The organism is Streptomyces sp. NPDC001093 (assembly GCF_040298985.1).
GTDB lineage: Bacteria > Actinomycetota > Actinomycetes > Streptomycetales > Streptomycetaceae > Streptomyces.
Genome location: NZ_JBEPBF010000014.1, coordinates 15,489 through 37,240, shown reverse-complemented (window position 1 = coordinate 37,240; position 21,752 = coordinate 15,489). Strand labels below are relative to the sequence as shown.

The 21,752-nt window shown below is 71.2% G+C and carries 16 protein-coding genes and 1 pseudogene; 6 read left to right on the top strand and 11 right to left on the bottom strand.

All coding sequences use genetic code 11. The features are described 5' to 3' along the window. Window positions 1-70: 70 nt before the first annotated feature. From ABT288_RS09925 to nsdA, 4 genes are all read right to left on the bottom strand, one after another. Complete coding sequence (locus ABT288_RS09925) at window positions 71-2,515, bottom strand: [protein-PII] uridylyltransferase (RefSeq protein ID WP_351604613.1); 2,445 nt, start codon at window positions 2,513-2,515, stop codon at window positions 71-73. Window positions 2,516-2,543: 28 nt separating this feature from the next. After that, window positions 2,544-2,882 (bottom strand): P-II family nitrogen regulator, encoded by a 339-nt coding sequence (locus ABT288_RS09920; protein WP_039656487.1) that lies wholly within the window; start codon window positions 2,880-2,882, stop codon window positions 2,544-2,546. After that, the gene (locus tag ABT288_RS09915; RefSeq protein WP_351604611.1) at window positions 2,879-4,222 is read right to left on the bottom strand and encodes an ammonium transporter; all 1,344 of its coding nucleotides are present in this window, start codon (window positions 4,220-4,222) and stop codon (window positions 2,879-2,881) included. Before ABT288_RS09915 ends, ABT288_RS09920 begins: the two co-directional genes overlap by 4 nt. Before the next feature lie 344 nt (window positions 4,223-4,566). Further along, complete coding sequence (gene nsdA, locus ABT288_RS09910; RefSeq protein ID WP_351604609.1) at window positions 4,567-6,045, bottom strand: transcriptional repressor NsdA; 1,479 nt, start codon at window positions 6,043-6,045, stop codon at window positions 4,567-4,569. A 457-nt stretch (window positions 6,046-6,502) separates the two neighbouring features. Here nsdA and ABT288_RS09905 point away from each other — a divergent pair, with 457 nt between their 5' ends. After that, window positions 6,503-7,159: a bifunctional DNA primase/polymerase gene (locus tag ABT288_RS09905; protein ID WP_351604607.1), complete on the top strand. Its 657-nt coding sequence runs from the start codon at window positions 6,503-6,505 to the stop codon at window positions 7,157-7,159. A 152-nt stretch (window positions 7,160-7,311) separates the two neighbouring features. After that, window positions 7,312-7,401, top strand: a pseudogene (locus ABT288_RS09900) (bifunctional DNA primase/polymerase); the annotation flags it as partial. A 428-nt stretch (window positions 7,402-7,829) separates the two neighbouring features. Here the strand turns inward: ABT288_RS09900 and ftsY are convergent. Next, the gene (ftsY, locus tag ABT288_RS09895; protein WP_351604605.1) at window positions 7,830-9,044 is read right to left on the bottom strand and encodes a signal recognition particle-docking protein FtsY; all 1,215 of its coding nucleotides are present in this window, start codon (window positions 9,042-9,044) and stop codon (window positions 7,830-7,832) included. Window positions 9,045-9,217: 173 nt separating this feature from the next. Between ftsY and ABT288_RS09890 the strand changes: the two genes are divergently transcribed. The 3 genes from ABT288_RS09890 to ABT288_RS09880 all read left to right on the top strand — a co-directional run bounded on the left by ABT288_RS09890 (window position 9,218) and on the right by ABT288_RS09880 (window position 12,197). After that, window positions 9,218-10,669, top strand: a complete 1,452-nt coding sequence (locus ABT288_RS09890; RefSeq protein WP_351604603.1) for a cytosine permease — start codon at window positions 9,218-9,220, stop codon at window positions 10,667-10,669. A gap of 295 nt (window positions 10,670-10,964) precedes the next feature. Further along, window positions 10,965-11,936, top strand: a complete 972-nt coding sequence (locus ABT288_RS09885) for an LLM class flavin-dependent oxidoreductase (RefSeq protein WP_351604602.1) — start codon at window positions 10,965-10,967, stop codon at window positions 11,934-11,936. 129 nt (window positions 11,937-12,065) lie between these two features. Further along, window positions 12,066-12,197: a hypothetical protein gene (locus tag ABT288_RS09880; protein ID WP_351604600.1), complete on the top strand. Its 132-nt coding sequence runs from the start codon at window positions 12,066-12,068 to the stop codon at window positions 12,195-12,197. 117 nt (window positions 12,198-12,314) lie between these two features. Here ABT288_RS09880 and ABT288_RS09875 read toward each other — a convergent pair whose 3' ends face one another. The 4 genes from ABT288_RS09875 to ABT288_RS09860 form a co-directional block, all read right to left on the bottom strand. Next, window positions 12,315-13,733 carry a sugar porter family MFS transporter gene (locus ABT288_RS09875; protein WP_351604598.1) on the bottom strand — a complete coding sequence of 473 codons (1,419 nt, stop codon included), beginning with the start codon at window positions 13,731-13,733 and terminating at the stop codon, window positions 12,315-12,317. Between the two features lie 203 nt (window positions 13,734-13,936). Beyond that, a complete protein-coding gene (gene smc, locus ABT288_RS09870; RefSeq protein WP_351604596.1) occupies window positions 13,937-17,551 on the bottom strand; it encodes a chromosome segregation protein SMC in 3,615 nt (1,204 codons plus the stop codon). 245 nt (window positions 17,552-17,796) lie between these two features. After that, the gene (locus ABT288_RS09865; RefSeq protein WP_014675251.1) at window positions 17,797-18,000 is read right to left on the bottom strand and encodes a hypothetical protein; all 204 of its coding nucleotides are present in this window, start codon (window positions 17,998-18,000) and stop codon (window positions 17,797-17,799) included. A gap of 382 nt (window positions 18,001-18,382) precedes the next feature. Further along, on the bottom strand, window positions 18,383-18,664 hold the full coding sequence (locus ABT288_RS09860; protein WP_351604594.1) for an acylphosphatase: 282 nt from the start codon (window positions 18,662-18,664) through the stop codon (window positions 18,383-18,385). Between the two features lie 103 nt (window positions 18,665-18,767). Between ABT288_RS09860 and ABT288_RS09855 the strand changes: the two genes are divergently transcribed. Further along, entirely contained in the window at window positions 18,768-20,240 is a 1,473-nt protein-coding gene (locus ABT288_RS09855) for a CAP domain-containing protein (RefSeq protein ID WP_351604592.1), read from the top strand. Window positions 20,241-20,481: 241 nt separating this feature from the next. Here the strand turns inward: ABT288_RS09855 and ABT288_RS09850 are convergent, their stop codons facing one another. Together ABT288_RS09850 and ABT288_RS09845 are read right to left on the bottom strand one after the other, a co-directional pair. Continuing rightward, window positions 20,482-20,889 (bottom strand): SseB family protein, encoded by a 408-nt coding sequence (locus ABT288_RS09850; RefSeq protein ID WP_351604590.1) that lies wholly within the window; start codon window positions 20,887-20,889, stop codon window positions 20,482-20,484. A gap of 250 nt (window positions 20,890-21,139) precedes the next feature. Continuing rightward, window positions 21,140-21,724: a flavodoxin family protein gene (locus ABT288_RS09845; protein ID WP_351604588.1), complete on the bottom strand. Its 585-nt coding sequence runs from the start codon at window positions 21,722-21,724 to the stop codon at window positions 21,140-21,142. Between the last annotated feature and the right edge of the window lie 28 nt (window positions 21,725-21,752).

Here is a 21,752-nt window from a genome sequence, read left to right as displayed (position 1 = left end):
TCGCCCGCTCTCCCGAGTGAGCGGACGGGGGCGAAACCTGCGCGGCAGCGGGCATCACAGGGGCGCGAGGTCACGTCCGCAGCGTCTCCTCCAGCACCCGCGCGAGCGACCCCGCGTCCTCGGCCGGCAGTGGCGCCCCCGCGCCGGTGGTGACGTAGAAGGCGTCCACCGCGTTCGAGCCCAGCGTGCTCACATGCATGCTCCGCACCCGCACGCCCGCCTTCTCCAGGGCCATGCCGATCCGGTGCAGCAGGCCCGGGGCGTCCTGGGCGCGGACCTCGATCACCGTGGCGTGGTGGGAGGCCGCCGGCGCGACGGTCACCCGCGGCGGCGGGGCGAGCCAGCCGCGGCGCCTCGGATAGGCCGCGTCCCGTTCGGCGAGCCGGCCGGCGATGTCCAGGGTGCCGTCGAGGGCGCGGACGAGGTCGGCGCGCAGCCGGGCCGCCTGCGGCAGCGAGCCGTACTCCGCGGCCACCCGCCAGTTGAGCAGCAGCACCGAGCCGTCGTCGACGTCGTCGGGCAGGTGCAGGGCGCTGAGTTCCGCCGTACGGACCGTGAGGCGGTGCACGGCGAGGACACCGGCGACGGCGGGCAGGACGGCGGGCTGGTCGGGTACGGCGATGAGCAGCTCCACCCCGAGAGGTTCGCCGGACGGCTCCTCCTCGGTGACCGGTTCGGTCTGGGCGCGCAACGCGAGGACCGGGCCGCCCGTGCGGAACGCCTCGATCGCCAGCCGCTCCTGCTCGACCGTGGGCGCGACGGGCTGCGGCTCCTCGGTGGCGTCGCCCGCCAGCACGGCGGCGACCCGCCGGACCAGGTCGGCGACGAGGGAGCCGCGCCAGGAGGACCAGGCCGCGGGTCCGGTGGCGAGGGCGTCGGCCTCGGTCAGGGCGTGCAGCAGCTCCAGGGTGCTCTGGGTGCCGACCGCCTCGGCGACCGAGCGGACCGTGGCCGGGTCGTCGAGGTCGCGGCGGGTGGCCGTCTCGATCAGCAGCAGGTGGTGGCGGACCAGGGCGGACAGCACGGCCACGTCCGCGCGGTCGAAGCCGATCCGCGCCGCCACGTCCCTGGCGATGATCTCGCCGGCCACCGAGTGGTCGCCGGGCCAGCCCTTGCCGATGTCGTGCAGCAGGGCGGCGACCAGGAGCAGGTCGGGGCGGCTGACCCGGCGGGTCAGTTCGGAGGCGCGGACGGCCGTCTCGATCAGGTGCCGATCGACCGTCCAGATGTGGACGGCATTGCGCTGCGGTCGGCAGCGGACCCGTTCCCAGTCCGGCAGGAGGCGGCTGATCAGGCCCTCCGCCTCCAGTGCCTCCCAGACGTCGATGGTCGGGCGGCCGGAGCCGAGCAGGGTGACCAGCTGCTCACGGGCTTCGGCGGGCCAGGGCGTGGGCAGGGGGCGTGCGGTGGCGGCCATGCGCCGTACGGCGTGCAGGGAGAGCGGGAGGCCGGCCTGCGCGGCGGCGGCCGCGGCGCGCAGGGGCAGCACGGGGTCGCGCTCGGGTCGCGCGGCACGGGCGAGCACCACCTCGCCGTCCTGCTCCACCACGCCCTCGGCGAGCGGCGAGCGCTCGGTGACGGGCTTGCCGCCGCCCAGCATGGCGCGCAGCCGGGGACGGACGGCGCGCGAACGCAGCACGCGCCCCACCTCGCGCCAGGTGACATCACTGGCGTACGAAATGACCCGCGCCGCCTCGTAGACCTGCCGCAGCAGGGTGTCCGCGTCCAGCAGCCCCAGCGCGGCCGCCACCTGGTCCTGCTCCTGGAGCGCGAGCCGGTCGGTGGCGCGACCGGTCGCCAGGTGCAGCGCGTCCCGTACGTCGAGCAGGCGCCGGCGTGCGTCGGCGAGGCCCTCGCGCGGGGCGTCGGCGAGCCAGGAGGCGGCTACGGCGCGCAGGGCGGTGGCGTCGCGCAACCCTCCGCGCGCCTCCTTGAGGTCGGGTTCGAGCAGGTACTGCAGCTCGCCCTGGCGTTCGGCGCGCTCGGCGCAGAGTTCCTGCAGTTCGGGGAGGCGTGTGGGGGCCTGGTTGCGCCAGTCGGCGAGGACGGCCGTACGCAGGCCGGCGGTGAGGCCGCGGTCGCCGGCGAGGTGGCGGGCGTCCAGGAGGCCGAGCTGGACCTTGACGTCGTCCCCGGCGGTCTTGCGGGCCTCCGCCGGGGTGCGCACGGAGTGGTCGAGGGCGAGCCCCAGGTCCCAGACGGGATACCAGAGGCGGTCGGCCAGGGCGGCCACGGCCTTCGGGTCGGAGCCGTCGTGCAGCAGCAGGAGGTCGAGGTCGCTGCGCGGGGAGAGCTCGCCGCGGCCGTAGCCGCCGACGGCGACCAGGGAGGCTCCCGGGAGCTCTCCGGCGGCCGCCGTGAACAGCCCGGCGAGCCAGTCGTCGGTCAGTTCCGCGAGGGCGGCACGGCGCGGCGGCCCGGACCGCGCCCCCTCGGTGAGGAGGCGCAGCCGGGCCGCCGCGTAGCCGCTGGGTCCCGAGTCCTCTGCTTCCGTGCGCACGTCCGTTCCCGTCACCCAGCGACTCCCGTCTTGTGCCGTTGCCTCAGAGCGCGTCCGGGCCGCGCTCGCCGGTGCGGACCCGTACGGCCGTCTCGACCGGCAGGGACCAGACCTTGCCGTCACCGATCTTGCCGGTGCGGGCCGCCTTGACGACGACCTCGATCAGCTGCTCGGCGTCGTCGTCCTCGGCCAGCACCTCGATGCGGATCTTCGGGACCAGGTCGACGGTGTACTCGGCACCACGGTAGACCTCGGTGTGGCCCCGCTGACGACCGTAACCGCTGGCCTCGGTGACCGTCAGGCCGTGAACGCCGAAGGCCTGGAGGGCCTCCTTGATCTCATCCAGCCGGTGGGGCTTGACGACGGCGGTGATGAGCTTCATGCGTCCACCTTCTTGGTCTGCGTGGCGGCCAGGGCCGGGGCGTGGGCGGCGGAGCCGATGACACCACCGCCGGCGCCGCTGAAGTCGTAGGCGGTCTCGGCGTGCTCGGCCTGGTCGATGCCGGAGATCTCCTCGTCCTCGGTGACCCGCATGCCGATCGTCTTGTCGAGCAGGAAGGCGAGGACGGCGGAGACGATCAGCGAGTAGGCGAGGACCGCGCCGACACCGGCGCACTGCTTCCACAGCTGGGTGAAGGAGTGGTCGCCGTAGAAGACGCCGGTCGCGGTGGACTGGCCCTTGCCGGTGGCGAAGAAGCCGATCAGCAGGGAGCCGATGATGCCGCCGACCATGTGGACGCCGACGACGTCGAGGGAGTCGTCGTAGCCGAACTTGAACTTCAGGCCCACGGCCGCGGCGCAGGCGACACCGGCGATGGCGCCGACGGCGATCGCGCCGATCGGGGAGACCGCGCCGCCGGACGGGGTGATCGCGACCAGACCGGCGACCGCGCCGGAGGCGGCGCCCAGCGTGGTGAACGCGCCGTGGCGGATCTTCTCGTAGGCGAGCCAGGCCAGCATGGCGGCGGCCGTCGCGACCTGCGTGTTGACGAACATCAGCGCGCCGACGCCGTCGTCGTTGCCGAGCCAGGAGCCCGCGTTGAAACCGAACCAGCCGAACCACAGGAGCCCTGCGCCGAGCATGACCAGCGGGAGGCTGTGCGGGCGCATCGGGTCCTTCTTGAAGCCGACGCGCTTGCCGATGACGAGGATGACACCGAGCGCCCCCGCACCCGCGTTGATGTGGACCGCCGTACCACCCGCGAAGTCGATCACACCGAGCTTGAAGGCCCAGCCGTCGGCACCCCAGACCCAGTGGGCGACCGGAACGTAGACGAGCGTGAGCCACAGGGCGATGAAGAGCGACCAGGCCGAGAACTTCACGCGGTCCGCGAGGGCGCCGCTTATCAGGGCCGGGGTGATGATCGCGAACATCATCTGGAAGACCATGAACACGAAGATCGGGATGGTGTAGCCGGGCCAGAGCTCCGTCAGACCGATCTTGCGGAGGCCGAACCAGTCGGGGTCCCACCCGATGAGGCCGTTGTTCGTGCCGAAGGCGAGGGAGAAGCCGTAGAGCACCCACAGAATGGTGACGATGCCCATGCTGATGAAGCTCATCATCAGCATGTTCAGGGTGCTCTTGACGCGGACCATGCCCCCGTAGAAGAAGGCGAGACCCGGCGTCATGATCAGCACCAGGGCAGAAGCAATGAGCATGAAGCCTGTGTTCGCGGAGGACAGCTTGGGTGCCTCCGCGGCAAGCGTGATGGCTGGTGCCATCGGCGTCTCCTCGTCGGTTGGTACGGCCCCGTGCGGGCGGTGCCTGAGCGGTCCGGCGGGTGTGGGGTGTGGGCCGGTTATGCGCCACGAGATTGACGCAGCGCGGTTTCGGTGGAAGCCCCTCGTTGTTTCGCCGGGGTGACGAAGGTGCCCTGCTTGTTACGCCTGGATGAACCGCCGGATGCGCGACCCGCCGATCGTTATCGTGGCGCAACCATCGCCGGAGGATCCCCCGCGTGACACAGGCCGGCCGCGGCGGGCCTCTCCGATGACCTGGCGCGGGGGAGCCGAGTCGGGCAGTTCGGGAGGACCGGCCGCGGCCGGGGCGGGGGGTGCCGGGTGCGTCAGACCGCTTCGGCGGTCTCCGGCAGGTCGACGGCGAGCTGATCGGTGAGGTCGACCACGGCGGTGAGGTCGCCGTAGTCCCGTACGGCCGTGTCGACCGTCTTTCGGATACGAGTGTTCACACGCTCGGAGCGGACTTTCCTGGCGATGCCCATGGCCTGGGAGGCGTAGACCGTGCTCTGCTCGGGCTCGCGCTGGAGCAGGTGCACGGTGGCCATGCCGATCAGGTTCAGCGCGTACGACCGCTGGTGCTCGCCGTCCTCGGCGAACTTCTCCACCGCCTTGCGCATCAGCGGCTCGGCGAGGGAGGCGTAGGCGGGGCTGCGTCCGGCGACGTAGGCGAGGTCGCGGAAGGAGTGGGAGTTCTCGCCGTACAGCTCGGCCTCGGAGAAGAAGCGGATCCAGTCGGGGTCCGGCTCGTCCCACTCGTCGGCCTCGGCGAAGGTGTCCTCGGCCATGCGGACCGCGCGCTTGGTCTTGCCGGGCTGGCCCATGTTGGCGTAGGCGCGGGCCTCCATCGCATACAGCATCGACTGGGTGCGCGGGCTCGCGCAGTCGCGGCTGCCGTACTGGGCGAGGTGGATCAGCTCCAGGGCGTCGTCGGGCCGGCCGAGGTGGATCATCTGGCGGCTCATGCTGGAGAGGATGTACGAGCCGAGGGGCTTGTCTCCGGCCTCCTTGGCCGCGTGCAGGGCGAGGACGAAGTACTTCTGCGCGGTGGGCTGCAGGCCCACGTCGTACGACATCCAGCCCGCCAGTTCGGCCAGCTCGGCGGCGACCTTGAAGAGCTTGCGGTTGGTCGCCTCGGGCTGGGGTTCCTGGAGCAGGTCGGTGACCTCGTGCAGCTGGCCGACGACCGCCTTGCGGCGCAGGCCGCCGCCGCACTGGGCGTCCCACTGGCGGAACATGCGCGTGGTGGACTCCAGGAGGTCCAGCTCGGGCTTGGAGAGGCGGCCCGGCCTGCGGGAGTCGAGGAGAGGCTCCGGCTCCGGCGGGACCGGGGAGGTGGGGCTCGGGACGAGCCAGCGCTGCATGGGCTCGATGAGGGAGGGCCCTGCGGACAGCGCGAGGGAGGTGCCGAGGAAGCCGCGCCGGGCCAGCATCAGGTCGCTGCGCGAGAACTCGCTGAGCAGGGCGACCGTCTGCGGGGCCGTCCAGGGCAGGTCGACACCGGACGCGGAGGGTGACTGGCGGGCGGCGCGCAGGCCGAGGTCCTCGATGGAGACCACACAGCCGAAGCGCTCGGAGAACAGCTCCGAGAGGATGCGCGGGATCGGCTCGCGCGGGTTCTCCCCGTCCAGCCAGCGGCGCACGCGCGAGGTGTCGGTGGAGATGTGGTTGGCGCCCAACTGGCGCGCCCGGCGGTTCACCTGACGGGCCAGCTCACCCTTGGACCAGCCGCTGCGCACGAACCACGAGCCGAGCAGCTCATTGGGGCGCCTGTCAGCGTTCGCTCCGCTACCGCCGTTGCCGCTCACTGGAACGCCCCCATCCCTGAGACCACTTGTCGTCGAGTGCGCCAAGCCTTATCAGAATGCCGGTAAATACGGCTTCTTGTCCGCCGGTTCTCACCCTTCGAACGAGCTGACGACTCGCCTCCGGCATACCCAACCGTGCATATGCCGCCCGGACTCGCACACTCACAGTAATCCTACGATCACCCGCTCAGCCACGGGGATCCCGGAAACGCCACCATTCGCCACCCCTTCGAATGAACTCACGGTCGGCCGTACGCGATTCACTTGACATAGGACGGCCGGAAGTGGGCGGAGTGATGCGCACGGGGGCGCGAACACCCCGATGCGCCACCCGTTGCACCTCAAGGCGCCGCCTTGACCTCGCGTCGAACAGGGAAGGCGGAGCCGTAGCGTTACGTTCCGCTTCCGTCTCGTTCCGTGTCGTAACCACCGGCGCGCTGGACCCGTTGGAGGGGGCATGGGCTTCACGATCGGCGGCATTCGCGAGATCCGCTCCGGCGCGCGCCGGCGCGGCCGTTCGTCGGAGTGCACCGCCGTCGCCGAGTTCACCGGGCTGTGGGGCTGGGACGTGGTGCCGGGAGCCCGGGCCGCGGCGGGCGTCTGCTCGTGCGGACGCGCCGACTGCCCGGCGCCCGGCGCGCATCCGCTGGACTTCGCGCCCCCCGTGCCGGCCGGGGCCACGCTGGACGAGGTGAGCAAGGCCTGGTCGGAGTTCCCGGGCGCCGCGGTGATGCTGCCGGTGGGCCAGGCGTTCGACGTGATCGAGGTCTCCGAGGCCGCCGGCCGCCGCGCCCTGGCCCGCCTGGAACGGATGGGACTCCCCCTCGGCCCGGTGACCGCGACCCCGGACGGCCGCGCCCACTTCTTCGTCGCGCCCGGCGCCGCCGCGGAGCTCCCCCGGCTGCTCTACCGCATGGGCTGGGATGACCCCTCGGCCCTGGACCTGCGCGGCCTGGGCCCCGGTACGCACCTCACCGCCCCGCCCTCCGACCGCGGCGGCCTGGGCCCGGCACGCTGGCTGCGCCCACCCGCGCTGGACTCGGCGACCCGGCCTCCGGCGGCGCGGCTGCTGCTGGGCACGCTCGCGTACGTCGCACACCGGTCGCGGGCGTGATCAGCCCTACGCACGCCGGGCAGGACGAAGCGCCCGACTCCGACTGCACCTCAGGGCCGGGCGCTTCCAGCCGACCGCCGAATACAGCAACCACCGGCCAACGCCGCCCCCAACACCTCCGCCACGACCGCACCCCGACCCACGAGCCGCACCCACCCTCACTCGACTCGGCGACCCGGCCTCCGGCGGCGCGGCTGCTGCTGGGCACGCTCGCGTACGTCGCACACCGGTCGCGGGCGTGATCAGCCCTACACACGCCGGGCAGGACGAAGCGCCCGACACCGACTGCACCTCAGGGCCGGGCGCTTCCAGCCGACCGCCGAATACAGCAACCACCGGCCAACGCCGCCCCCAACACCTCCGCCACGACCGCACCCCGACCCACGAGCCGCACCCACCCTCACTCGACTCGGCGGCGCTGCTGCTGCTGCTAGGCACGCTCGCGTACGTCGCACATCGACCGCAGGCCCGGGTATGTCCCCGCGCCCGGCAGGGCGAAGCGCCCGACACCAGTCGCAGTTCGGGACGGGCACTTCTCGCGGCCACCTACCAATTTCGGTATGTGGTCAAGTTCCGGGTCGTACGCACCCCGGGCAAGGCGAAGCGCCCGTCCCCAACTGCACCTTGGGGCGGGCGCTTCCGATGAGCACTCGGTAAATGTGCCGGGCCTTCAGTCACCGATCAGCGCGTCCACGAACGCCTCCGGCTCGAACGGTGCCAGGTCGTCCGCGCCCTCGCCGAGGCCGACCAGCTTGACCGGTACGCCCAGCTCGCGCTGGACCGCGACGACGATGCCGCCCTTGGCCGTGCCGTCCAGCTTGGTCAGCACGATGCCGGTGATGTCCACGACCTCCGCGAAGACGCGCGCCTGGACCAGGCCGTTCTGGCCGGTCGTGGCGTCGAGGACGAGCAGCACCTCGTCGAGCGGCGCGTGCTTCTCCACGACCCGCTTGACCTTGCCGAGCTCGTCCATGAGGCCGGTCTTGGTGTGCAGGCGGCCGGCGGTGTCGATGAGGACGACGTCGACCCCCATCTCCTTGCCTTCCTTGACCGCGTCGAAGGCGACGGAGGCGGGGTCGCCGGCCTCCGGTCCGCGCACGGTGTAGGCGCCGACCCGCTCGCCCCAGGTCTGCAGCTGGTCGGCGGCGGCGGCGCGGAAGGTGTCGGCGGCGCCCAGGACGACGGTGCGGCCGTCGGCCACGAGCACGCGCGCGAGCTTGCCGGTGGTGGTGGTCTTGCCGGTGCCGTTGACGCCGACGACCATCACGATGCCGGGCTTGCGGTCCTCGGGCTCGGTCTTGACCGTGCGGTCGAAGTCGGTGCCGACGACCTTGAGCAGCTCCTCGCGCAGCAGGCCGCGCAGCTCCTCGGGTGTGCGGGTGCCGAGCACCTTCACGCGCTCGCGCAGGCTCTCGACCAGCTCCTGGGTGGGCTGCACGCCGACATCGGCGGTGAGCAGCGTGTCCTCGATCTCCTCCCAGGTCTCGTCGTCCAGGTGCTCACGCGAGAGCAGCGTGAGCAGGCCCTTGCCGAGGGCGGTCTGGGAGCGGGACAGGCGGGCGCGCAGGCGGACCAGCCGGCCCGCGGTGGGCTCCGGGATCTCGAGCTCGGGCGCCTTTTCCAGGGGTGGGACGGCGGGAGGCTCCTCCACGACGACCGGTGCGGGGCCGCCGGGGAGATCCACCTCCTCGATGGTCCGGCGCGGTTCTTCGCGCGGCGTCTCGGCCTCTTCGCCGACGTGCGGCTCGGCCGGGGGCGCGGTGATGTCGGGCGCCTTCGGGGGCGGCGGAGGCAGCGGCTTCTTGCGCCGGGTGCCCACCACCAGCCCGCCGAGCGCCGCGAGCACGACCACGGCGATGACTACAGCAAGGATGACGGTTTCCATAACGGCTCCAGTATCAGCCATGGGTTACCGCGGAAGGCTGTTTGTGCCTTCCTCCGAGAGACAAACGCCACTTAATACAAGGACTCGGAGCAAAGTACGATGGTGGCGGCTCGGTTGACGCGCGTAGAGTCCCGACCGTCCCCTGTCCCCCCCACGTCTGGTGCCCCCTTTTCATGAGCAAAACCGTCGAGACCGAAGGCGCTCTCGAGACCCGAGGCATCGAGCAGGTCCCGGATCACGAGCGCACCGCGAAGACCCGCGAGCTGTTCCCCACCTGGGTCGGCGCCAACATCAGCGTGCTGCTGCTGACCATGGGCGCGAGCCTCGTCGTGGCGTACCACCTGAACATCTGGCAGGCGCTCGTCGTCGCGGTCGCGGCGCCGGTCGTGTCGTACGGCCTGGTCGGTCTGATCGGTATCGCGGGCAAGCGCGGTGGCGCGCCCGGCATGGCGCTCTCGCGCGCGGTCTTCGGCCAGCGCGGCAACCTGCTGCCCGGTTCGCTGATCTGGGTCGCGCGCTGGGGCTGGGAGACGATCAACGCGGTCACCGGCGCCTACGCGATGCTCACCATCCTGGACATCGTGTTCGGGCTGAAGGCCGACAGCGTGCTCGACATGGTGATGCTGCTGGTGTTCGTCGTCGCGACCTTCGCGATCTCGGGCCTCGGCATCAACGCCGTGCAGAAGTGCAACAAGTACGCGACGTACCTCTTCGCCGTCTTCTCGGTGCTGGTCCTGGCCTATCTGGCGGCGAACACCGACTGGTCGAAGGTGATGCACCACAGCGCCGGCTCGACGGCCGCGGTGATCACCGGTGTCGGCATGATCGCGGCCGGCGGGGTCAGCTGGATCCCGACGGCGCCGGACTTCACCCGCTACCTGCCGCGCACGGCGTCCTCGAAGGCGATCGTGGGTACGGCGGTCGGCGGTGCCGGCATCGTCGTACTGCCCATGGTCCTGATGGGCGCGGTGATGGCGGTGTCCACCCCGGACCTGGCCTCGGCCACCGACCCGGTGTCCTTCCTCGGCCAGATCCTGCCGACGTGGATCGCGGTGCCGTACCTGTTCATCGCGCTGATCGGCATGCTGCTGATCAACTCCATGTCGATGTACTCGGCGGGCTTCACCGCGCAGACCCTCGGCTTCAAGGTGCCGCGGCACTGGGCGGTCTCGGTGAACGCCGTGATCTCGCTGGTGTTCGGCGGGGTGCTGATGCTGGTGGCGACGAGCTTCATGGGCTCGTTCATCGCCTTCCTGTCGCTGCTGGCGGTCGCCTTCTCCGCCTGGGTCGGCGTCTTCGGCGCGGACATGCTGCGCCGCACCGAGTACGACGGCCGCGCCATGACGGACACCACACGCACCAGCGCCTACTGGTACAAGGGCGGCTTCTCCCCCGCGGCCGTGGCCGCCTGGGCGATCGGCCTGGTGTCGGGCCTGATGTTCACGACCTCGGACTGGTTCACCGGCCCGCTCGCGAAGAACAACGTCATCGGCGAGTACGGCCTCGGCTGGGTCGCCACGATCGTGATCTCGGGCCTGCTGTACCTGGCGCTGCCGAAGCCGGCGGTGACGAAGCCGGCGGAGGTCACCGAGCCGGCCGAGGAGCGCGCGACCGCGGCCGTGTGACGGGCCTCAGCCGGGCAGGCCGCTCTTGTGCAGGGCGGCACCGGCCCGGAACCGGAGGCGGCCGCAGCGGTCCCGGGCGTCCTGGTCGGCGTCGTCGGGGCAGCAGCGGTGGCCGGCCACCGCAGGTCGTCCGGGTCCAGCCACAGCGCGACCCGGCCGCGCTCTGCCTCGGTCCGCGGATCCGTGGGTACGGCTTCGCTCATCCGGCGACCCCATCCTCCTCTCCCCCATGGCCATCTGACGCTCTGTCAGCTAACGTCCCCCTCCACCGCATCGCACCGGAGGGGGACTTCCCATGCCCGTCACGGTCGTCCGTTTCAACCTCGTCGCTCCCGGCGCCGGCCCCGCCGCGCTCTCCGCCCGCTACCGGGCCGCCCTGGAGATGGCCGCGTACGCGGACGAGCACGGGATCAGCACCGTGCAGACCGAGGAGCACCACGGCGCGGAGAACAACTGGCTGCCGTCGCCGTTCACCTTCGCGGGCGCGGTGTTCGGGGCGACCCGCCGGATCGCGGTGACCGTGTCGGCGGTGATCGGCCCGCTGCACGACCCGCTGCGGCTGGCCGAGGACATCGCGGTACTGGACCTGCTGAGCGGCGGACGGCTGGTGACGGTGGCCGGGATCGGCTACCGGCCCGAGGAGTACGCCCTGTTCGACGTCGACTTCGGACGCCGGGGCCGGCTCCAGGACGAGTTGCTCCAGACCCTGCTGAGGGCGTGGTCCGGCGAGGAGTTCACCTACCGGGGCCGCACGGTACGGCTCACCCCGCGCCCGTACACCGACCCGCACCCGCTCCTGCTGGTCGGCGGCTCCTCCAAGGCCGCCGCCCGCCGGGCCGCGCGGCTCGGCCTGCCGTTCTTCCCGAGCGCGCATCTGCCGGAGCTGGAGTCGTACTACAAGGAGAAGCTCGCCGAATACGGCACCGAGGGATGGGTCATGATGCCCGCGGCCGAGACTCCCCTGCTGCACATCGCCGAGGACCCGGACCGGGCGTGGGCGGAGTACGGCGAGCACTTCCTGCACGAGGCGCGGACCTACGCCTCCTGGCAGTCGGGCCGGATCCGCTCGGCGGTGAGGTCGGCGGCCACGACGGCGGAGGAGCTGCGCGAGGAGGGTGTCTACCGCGTCCTCACCCCGGAGGAGTGCGTGACGCTGGGCGCCGACAGCCTCGTACTGCATCCGCTGGTGGGCGGGATGCCGCTGGCGGAGGGGTGGCGGAGCCTGCGGCTGTTCGCGGAGCGGGTGATTCCGGCACTGGGCGACTGACCTGCGGCGATATCCGGTGGCCCGGGCGGGTCCGGCGTTGCTCCACTGGGACGGCGAGTCCGAGTGTGGATGTGGTCGTCCGCGGGCCGAACGGCGAGTTCGAGGTCCTCGACGTGCCCGAGGGGTGCAATGCGCACGGACCTGGACATGATCTGCGCGGCGCTCGGCGAGCAGCCGTACGGGATCGGGAGCCGCCTGGACGGCATCGAGGCGGCGACGCCACGGGCCCGGCGGCTCGGCGCCCGCGTTCTCATCCGGTGACCGGCGCGTACGACACCGCCGCCCCCGGACCGGGCAGTGGCCGGGCCGGGGGCGGCGGAAGGTACGAGGAGAGGGGCAGCGGGGACTTGGCCCTTCTCCCCGAGTTCACGGGGCTGGTCAGCCCATCTCCTCCAGCGTCTTGCCCTTCGTCTCCTTGACGAACTTCAGGACGAACGGGATCGAGAGCGCGGCGAAGACCGTGTAGATGACGTAGGTGCCGGAGAGGTTCCAGTCGGCCAGCGACGGGAAGCTCGCGGTGATGGCCCAGTTGGCGATCCACTGCGCCGAGGCGGCCACGCCCAGGGCGGCGGCGCGGATCTTGTTCGGGAACATCTCGCCGAGGAAGACCCAGACCACCACACCCCAGGACAGGGCGAAGAAGAGGACGAACACGTGGGCGGCGATCAGGGCGACCCAGCCCTGGGTGCTCGGAAGCCTGCCGTCGACGAGGTGGTACGAGAACGCCCAGGCCTCCAGCGCGAGACCGACGGCCATGCCGACCGAGCCGATGAGCGCGAGCGGCTTGCGGCCGACGCGGTCCACGAAGATCATCGCGATCACGGTGCCGATGATGTTGATGATCGACGTCGTGAAGGAGTAGAAGAACGAGTCCGTCGGGTTGACGCCCACCGACTGCCAGAGAGTGGAGGAGTAGTAGAACGCGACGTTGATGCCGACGAACTGCTGGAAGACCGACAGGCCGATACCGATCCAGACGATCGGCTTGAAGAAGAAGCCGCCACCGAGCAGGTCCTTGAAGGCGGACTTGTGCTCGCTCTTCATCGCGTGCTCGATCTCGGCGACGCGGACGTCCAGGTCGGCGTCCTTGCCCTCGACCTCGGCGAGGATCTCCTTGGCACGCTCGCGCTTGCCGACCGAGAGCAGGAAGCGCGGGGACTCGGGGATCGCGAAGGACAGCATGCCGTAGAGGACGGCCGGGACGACCATGACGCCGAGCATGACCTGCCAGGCCTCCAGGCCCATCAGGTGACCGCGCTGGTTGCCGCCGGCGGCGTTCAGCAGACCCCAGTTGACCAGCTGGGAGACGGCGATGCCGACCACGATCGCGGCCTGCTGGAAGGAGCCGAGCCGGCCGCGGTAGGCGGGCGGGGCGACCTCGGCGATGTAGGCGGGGCCGATGACGGAGGCCATGCCGATGGCGAAGCCGCCGACGACGCGCCACAGGGCGAAGTCCCACAGGGAGAAGGGCAGCGCGGAGCCGACGGCGCTGACGACGAAGAGGAGCGCGGCGATCTGCATGACCCGGATGCGGCCGATCCGGTCGGCTATGCGGCCGGCGGTCGCGGCACCGACGGCACAGCCGATCAGCGCGACCGCGATGACCTGGGCGAGGGCCGCGGAGCCGATGTCGTACTTGGTGCGGATGGCCTCGACCGCGCCGTTGATCACAGAGCTGTCGTAACCGAAGAGGAAACCGCCCATGGCGGCAGCCGCCGCGATGAAGATGACGTGCCCGAGATGCTCGGGTTGAGCCGTCCTGGCTCCTGACTGAGGTGCCTGCGTGGTGCTGGTCACGGGTATCTCCTCGGGCCACGGCAGCGCTGCCGCGGGTGGGGGCGAGCCCTTACAGGTGAGACCTGAAGGTAAAAGCAACGTTGCAGAGACTATGCCTTCAAGTTTCGAAGTCAATACTTCAACGGCTGTGAGTTTTTCGATACACCGAAGGGCTCTATGTTCACTTCTTGAACACAAAGTGAGTTGATCTTGATCGGCTGCGCTCAGCGAAGGCGCTGGGAGATGACCTTCGAGACGCCGTCGCCCTGCATCGACACGCCGTAGAGCGCGTCGGCGACCTCCATCGTGCGCTTCTGGTGCGTGATCACGATCAGCTGCGAGGCCTCCTGCAGCTCCTGCATGATCCGGATCAGCCGCTGGAGGTTGGTGTCGTCCAGCGCCGCCTCGACCTCGTCCATGACGTAGAAGGGGCTCGGGCGTGCCTTGAAGATCGACACCAGCAGGGCCACGGCCGTCAGCGAGCGCTCGCCGCCCGACAGCAGGGAGAGCCGCTTGACCTTCTTGCCCGGCGGGCGCGCCTCGACGTCCACGCCCGTGGTGAGCATGTTGTCCGGATCGGTCAGCACCAGACGGCCCTCACCGCCGGGGAACAGCCGGCTGAACACGCCCTCGAACTCGCGCGCGGTGTCCCGGTAGGCCTCGGTGAAGACCTGCTCGACGCGCTCGTCGACCTCCTTCACCACCTGCAGCAGGTCGGCGCGGGTCTTCTTCAGGTCCTCCAGCTGCTCGCTGAGGAACTTGTGCCGCTCCTCCAGCGCCGCGAACTCCTCCAGCGCCAGCGGGTTGACCTTGCCCAGCTGCTGGTACGCCCGCTCGGCGGCCTTGAGCCGCCGCTCCTGTTCGGCGCGGTGGAAGGGCCTGGGCTGGTTGCGCGGATGCCCGGGGTCCTCGGGCAGCACCTCACCCTCGGCGGGGAGCGAGGGCGGCACGGACTGGTGCGGGCCGTACTCGGCCACCAGCCCCTCCGGCTCGACACCCAGCTCCTCCAGCGCCTTGGTCTCCAGCTGCTCTATCCGCAGCCGCTTCTCGGCGCCGAGTACCTCGCCGCGGTGCACCGAATCCGTCAACTTGTCCAGTTCGGCCTTCAGTTCACGCCCCGCGGTGCGCGCGGCGGTCAGCTCCTGCTCGCGCTGTGCCTTGGCGGCCTCGGCGGCGGTGCGTTCCTGTTCCGCGCGGGCGAGGGACACCTCGATGTGCGCGAGCAGCTGCCGGGCGCCGGAGGCGACGGCCTCCGCCACGGCCGCCTCGTGCCGCAGCCGGGCGCGGCGCTGCTCGGCACGCGCGCGTGCCTCGCGTTCCGCGCGGGCGGCCCGGTCGAGCGAGTCGGCCCGCCCGGCCAGCCCCTTGACCCGCTCCTCGTGGGTACGGACCTGGAGCCGGGCCTCCATCTCGGTCTGCCGAGCGTTGGCGCCGTCGGCGGCGAGCCGGTCGCGTACGGAGGTGTCCGGCTCCTCCTCGACCGGCATCTCCTCGGCGACCGCCAGCCTCTCGGCCAGTCCCTCGGCATCCTGTACGGCCTTCTCCAGCGCCTCCTGCGCGCGTGCGGCGGCCGCGGCCGACCGTTCGGCCTCGCCCGCCGCCCCCCGCGCCTGCCCGGCGAGCCGGCCGAGCTGCTGGGCGACGGCCGACTTCTCCCGGTCTGCCGCCCGGCGCCGCTCCGCGAGTTCTTCCACGAGGGTGGCGGCCTCGGCACGCCGTTCGGCTGCCGCCCGCTGCTCCTCGGCCAGCGCCTCGCAGCGCACGGCCAGGTCGGCGAGTTCGGCGGCGGCCTCGTCCACGGAGGCCTGTACCTCCAACAGGCTGGGGGCGCCGGCCGAGCCGCCGTGGGCGAAGTGGGCGCCGAGGAGGTCGCCCTCGGCGGTGACGGCGGTGAGTTCCGGGTGCGCGTAGACCAGGTCCTCGGCGTCCTCCAGGGTGCCGACGACGACGATTCCCCGCAGGAGGCGGTGCACGGCGGGCATGAGGTCGGCCGGGCCGCGGACGAGGCCGGCTGCGGGGAGGGGGGCGCCGGGCCGTGGGGTGTCCGCGGGTTCGTCGTGGCCGGGCGCGCCCGCGCTGCGGAGCCGCGCGCCGTCTCGCCCCTCGCTTCCTGGGGGCGCGTCCCCTGCCAGCAACAGCGCCGCTCGGCCACCGTCCTGTTTGCGCAGCAGGCGGATCGCCTCGGCTGCCGCTGCCGGAGTCGACACGGCGATCGCGTCCGCCGCCGCGCCGAAGGCCGCGGCGAGCGGCACCTCGTAGCCGGGGGTGACCGTCAGCAGTTCCGCGGCCGGGCCCAGGACTCCGGTGAGGCGGTCGCGGGCGCCGAGGAGTATGCCGGTGCCGTCCTTGCGGCGCAGGCCCAGCGCCAGTGCCTCATGGCGGGCCTGGGTCGCGGCGCGGGTGCGCTCGGCGGTGGTGAGGGCCTCGCGGGCCGCGCTCAGAGTGGCTTCGGCCTCGGTGAGCCGGCGCTTGGCGGCCTCGTGCTGTTCGGCCAGGTCCGCGTCGTCCGCGTCGAGGCCGTCCACCTCGGCCTTCAGGGCCTCGTACTCCTCCTGGGCGCGCACCGCGCGGTCCTGTGCCTCGTCGCGGGCCGTGGCCAGGCGGTCGATCTCGGCCTGGGCCGAGGCCGCTCGGGAGCGGGCCGCGTTGACCTGGCCGGACAGCCGGGCCAAGCCCTCGCGGCGGTCGGCGATGGCGCGGGCGACGTCCTTCAGCCGGCGTTCCTCCACGGCCAGTTCCCGCTCCAGTTCGGCGCGGTGGGCGACCGTGTCGTCGAGGGCGCGCTGGGCCGCCTCCAGGGCCGCTTCCAGCTCGGCCTCCTGCTCACGGATCCGGGCGGCCTCTCGCTCCATGTCCTCGGGGTCGCGGCCGCGCCGCTCCTCGGGGGGCGCGGAGGTGGCGCTCTTGACCCGGGCGTCGGCGAGCGAGACGGTGCCCCGGACGCGTTCGGCCAGCTGGGAGAGCTCGTACCAGGTCTGCTGGGCGCGCTGGAGGCGCGGCGTGAGCTGCCGTACCTCGTCCTCCAGGAGCCCCTCGCGGTGCAGGGCCTTCCTCAGTTCCTGTTCGGCCGCCTCCTTGCGCTCCTTCAGGGCCGCCTCGTCCGCGATCTCGGCCTTGAGCGCCTCGCGCAGGCGTACGAGGTCGTCGGCCATGAGTCGCAGGCGTGCGTCGCGCAGGTCGGCCTGGATCACGGCGGCCCGTCTCGCCACCGCCGCCTGGCGGCCCAGTGGCTTCAGCTGGCGGCGCAGTTCGTCCGTCAGGTCCTGCACGCGCGCGAGGTTGGCCTGCATCGCGTCCAGTTTGCGCAGGGCCTTCTCCTTGCGCTTGCGGTGCTTGAGGACGCCGGCTGCCTCTTCGATGAAGGCGCGGCGGCCCATCGGATCGGCGTGCAGGACGGAGTCGAGCTGGCCCTGGCCGACGATGACGTGCATCTCCCGGCCGATGCCGGAGTCGGAGAGGAGTTCCTGGATGTCCAGGAGGCGGCAGGTGTCGCCGTTGATCTGGTACTCGCTGCCGCCGTTGCGGAACATGATCCGCGTGATGGTGACCTCGGCATACTCGATGGGCAGCGCACCGTCGGAGTTGTCGATGGTCAGGGACACCTCGGCGCGGCCCAGCGGGGGGCGGCCGGTGGTGCCGGCGAAGATGACGTCCTCCATCTTGCCGCCGCGCAGCGACTTGGCGCCCTGTTCGCCCATGACCCAGCTGAGCGCGTCCACGACATTGGACTTGCCCGAGCCGTTCGGGCCGACGACACACGTGATGCCCGGCTCGAACCGGAGCGTGGTCGCCGAGGCGAACGACTTGAAGCCGCGGAGGGTCAGGGCCTTGAGGTGCACGCCGCTGGACTCTACCGGGCGCGGCTATCTCACTCCACGGACACTCGCAACCCCACGGTTTCGCCATTGAACATGCAGGGCACACCGTACGTTAAAGAGGGTGAAAGGATGCGTGGAGCAAAGAAAGAAGGGACGCCGAAGCGTCCCTTGCAACTCTGACGGCCGGGTTGCGGTCGTCCGAATCAACTGAGCGGTTGATATGGCAGCCCAATCGCTGCGACTGCTGTCGTGGAGCGATGCAGGGATCAGGTGAGCGCAGGCTCCGCCTGGTGTGCGTCGATGCTCTCCATGATCCTGTCCTGAGAGGCGGCAGCCGTCAGCGCTTCGTTCTCCGCCTGGATCCTTACGAGCTCGGACTCCAGGTCCTGGACACGCTGCTGCAGCCGTCGCATCTCGGCGAGGAGTCGAGGGTCGGAGCCGCCGACGTAACCGAGAAGCGCCTTTGCCATGATGGATGGTCCTCCACAATGAGTGACCGACCGATGCGGTGTGGGTCGTGAGGGATCGCACCCGCGGTGCTTGGCACATCCGAGTGTTGCTCTAGTGTTGCTCCATGCCAAACAGCTAAGGTGCGCGGGGCTTTCAGCGTCTCACCAAAAAGTTTGACGGTCAACACGATCACGCCCCGTATTGGCGGGCAAACCGGGGCGCGCGGCCGGAAAAAGCGGCGGCGCAGCGAGTCATCCGGGACCCTCGGGGCGTGACGATCAGCTGTTCTTGCGGAGCCTGCCACGCCGGGCCGTTCTTGGCAACCACCAGGTCGTTTCTGCTGTGCGCATGTGCCTCCGGCAGCTCCCCGTGCGCCGGCCTGCGCGCCTTTACAGAATTGGCTCAGCGGATGGCGAAGCCGTCGTAGCCGCCGCGGGGTGTGTCCCAGATCTCGGTGACTCCCACCACGTGTCCGGGCGTGTCGTCGCCCTGGAGCCAGTCCAGCAGCCCCTCGCAGCCCTCGCGCGACCCCTCAGCGACGACCTGGACGCGACCGTCGGCCAAATTGAGAGCAAAACCACTCAGGCCCCCGATCTCCAGCGCCTTGGCACGCGTGAACCAGCGGAAACCCACACCCTGCACGCGTCCGCGCACCCAGGCGACCAGTCGTACATCCTCGCTCATAGGTGCAACCTAACCAGCCGATGTCGCGCGGGACACATCGCCCGCCGACGGCATGGGGTACCGTCCCGACCCAATGCATCTCATATGAAACTCACTCGATCGGGTGAGTCGGGTTGGCCATGGCAAGTCACTCGCCGCGCAGGCACCGGCCGCCCGCGAGGACGAGGAAGAGGGCAAGGACATGGGCCGCCACCGACGCTCCGCCGCCGGCCGCGCCGCCAAGGGCCGCGCCACGGGGGTCATACGCACGCAGCGCTCCGACAACGGCAGCGGCACCCCGCAGGACTCGTTCGCGGGTGAGGCCTGGCAGGACTCGTACACCGGTGGCACCTGGCAGGACTCGTACACCGGTGGCACCTGGCAGGACTCGTACACCGGTGGCCTCCGGCAGGACTCGTACACCGCCGTCCTCCGGCAGGCCCCTTACCCGAGCGGCGGGCGGCAGGACTCGTACCCGGATGAGGTCCGGCAGGGGCCGTACCCGGGTGGTGGCCGGTGGGACTCGTACCCGGGTGAGATCGTCCGCCGCGAGCGGACGGAGCTCCTCCGGCGTGCACAGGCGCCCCGGGGCATCGCGCCGTATCTGAACCCGGAGGCCTACACCCCGGCGACCGGTCTGCAGCCCCTGGCCTACGCCGACGCGACCGCCAAGGCGCACGCCTATCTGTTCTCCGCGGAGGACGACGGCCCGGGCGGCCCGGGGGGCGGTGGCCTCGCCCTGTCCGGCGCCCCCTCCGCAGGCCACCGGCGCCGGAAGAAGGGCGCGAGGCCGGTGCGCTCGGGACTGCTGGGGGTGTCCGTGGCCGTGGCCCTCGGTACGGCCGCAGTGGCCACCGGCGTGGTGCCGGGTCTGCAGAACTACCGGCTCGGCGGCGCCACGCACACCACCGGCGCCGACCGGGTGCAGGTCGTGGACACGCCGAGCAACACGGCCGCCGAGCAGGGCGGCGCCTCGGGCAGCGCCGACAGCCCCGTGGGCGGCGCCGGCTCGGACTCCGGGCCTTCGCAGTCCCCGAGCCCGTCCGCCTCCACGTCGCAGCCGGCCTCGGCACCGGCCTCCCCCACGCCCGCGCCGTCGACGACGGCGACCGCGACGCCGACCGCGCGGGCGACGCCGGCCGGCACGCCGACGAGCACCCCGTCCAGCACGGCGTCCAAGGCGCCGAAGTCGAGTGCCGCACCGGTGGCGGTGGCCACGACGAGCGCCGCCGAGGCGGAGGTGCTGAAGCTCGTCAACGAGGAGCGGGCGAAGGTCGGCTGCAGCGCGCTGACCGTGAACTCCTCGCTGACCAGGCTGGCCGAGTCGTTCAGCGACGACATGGCGGCGCGGAACTTCTTCGACCACACCGACCCGGACGGCAAGACGCCGTGGGACCGGGCCGCGGCGGCGGGGATCACCGGCCTCGGCGGCGAGAACATCGCGCGCGGCCAGGCCGACGCGGCGGCCGTGATGCGGGCCTGGATGGACAGCCCCGGCCACCGCGCCAACATCCTGAACTGCGACTTCAAGACCCTCGGTATCGGCGTCCACTTCGGCCCGGGCGGGCCTTGGTGGACACAGGACTTCGGGTACTGAGAATCCCGCAGGTCATACGCGGTCTTCCGAGGAAGCTAGTGGGAGCCCTTGGTCCGTTCTTTCGCACCCCGCATCTTGCCCCGTGCTTCGAGAGCGGCGCCTTTTGCTGCGAGGGTTTCTTTGTGCACCGCGTGGGCCGCCTTCCGCACGGCCTTTCCGACGACCTGTTCGGCCTTTGCCTTGGCCCGTTCTCCGGCACTCATCTCGGTACCTCCGCGGAGTCTCACTGGTTGCGTGACGGTCACACGAGGCAGCGGCCGAGCAGCCACCGCGCGTTGTGCGCGGACAGTGTCAGCTCGTCTTCGTCCCCGGCGTCGATCACCAGCACCACCTCATCGCTCGGCCAGCGAGAGGCCAGGTCCCGCAGGGTGACCGGCCTGTAGCAGGGCACCTGGGGAAAGGCCCTGAGCAGCCGTTCCTCCGAGGTGAAGACCATGACCGCGGGGGCGTCGTCGACGCTTTCGATCACCGGCAGCACAAGCCGCACAAGTTCACTGCGGTCACGCGTGTATCGGATCCCGCCGATCGCAGGAATCAGCACGTCACAGCCGGCCAGCGCTTCCAGCGCCCGTGGGTCCACCGCGGTGGACAGGTCTTGCAGAGCCTTCCGCGCCACCAACTCGAAGACCTCTGCCGGGATCTCAGTCATAGCGCCGCACCCTTTTTGCACAGAACCGCCCCCGGGATGACGGTCGTATACCCGCGATCGGCCCGATCATGCGGTGAGTCCGCGCACGAGCGTCGCAGGTCGCAGCGTTGATCGACTACACGGCCGTAGGTCGGAGACCCGGCCCTTCACTTCTTCGGGTACTGAACCGGAGAGGTCTTCTCCGCTGCTGCGGCTGTCCCGGTGGGGCGGGGTCCGTGCGCCTCGGCTCGTTCCCCGCCCCGCGGCGCCGTCAGGCGGTGACCCGCCCCCGCGTGAACACCTGCGCCGTCTGAGCGATCCGGCGCCCGAGGTGCTCGGCCGTGGCTATGTCGGCCTTGTGGACACCCTCGGGGCCCTGGTCGTTGTTGCTCTGGGCGGCGGCGCCGGAGAAGAAGCCGAGGCGGTTGAGGTCGTTCTCGGAGGCGGTGCTGGCGTTCCAGCCCGGGTGCAGGCCGAGGTTGACCCAGGTCATGCCGTGCTGGGCGGCGAGCGTCTGGAAGAACTGCAGGGTGTGCAGCTTGTCGCCGCTCTTGGAGGCCGAGTTGGTGAAGCCGGCGGCCAGCTTGTCCTTCCAGTCCTGGCCGAACCAGCGCTTGGAGGTCGCCTCGGCGAAGACGTGGAAGGCACCGGAGGCGGTGCCCATGTAGGTGGGCGAGCCGAAGACGATCGCGTCGGAGCGGTCCAGCGTCTGCCACTGCTCGTCGGTGATCTCGTCGACCTTGATCAGGTGCACCTCGGCACCCTCGCCGACGGCACCGGCGCGGACGGCCTCGGCGAGGACGGCGGTGTGGCCGAAGCCGGAGTGGTAGGCGATGGAAACGACAGGGGTGGTCACAGGAACTCCTCGAATGGGCAGCTCGGAA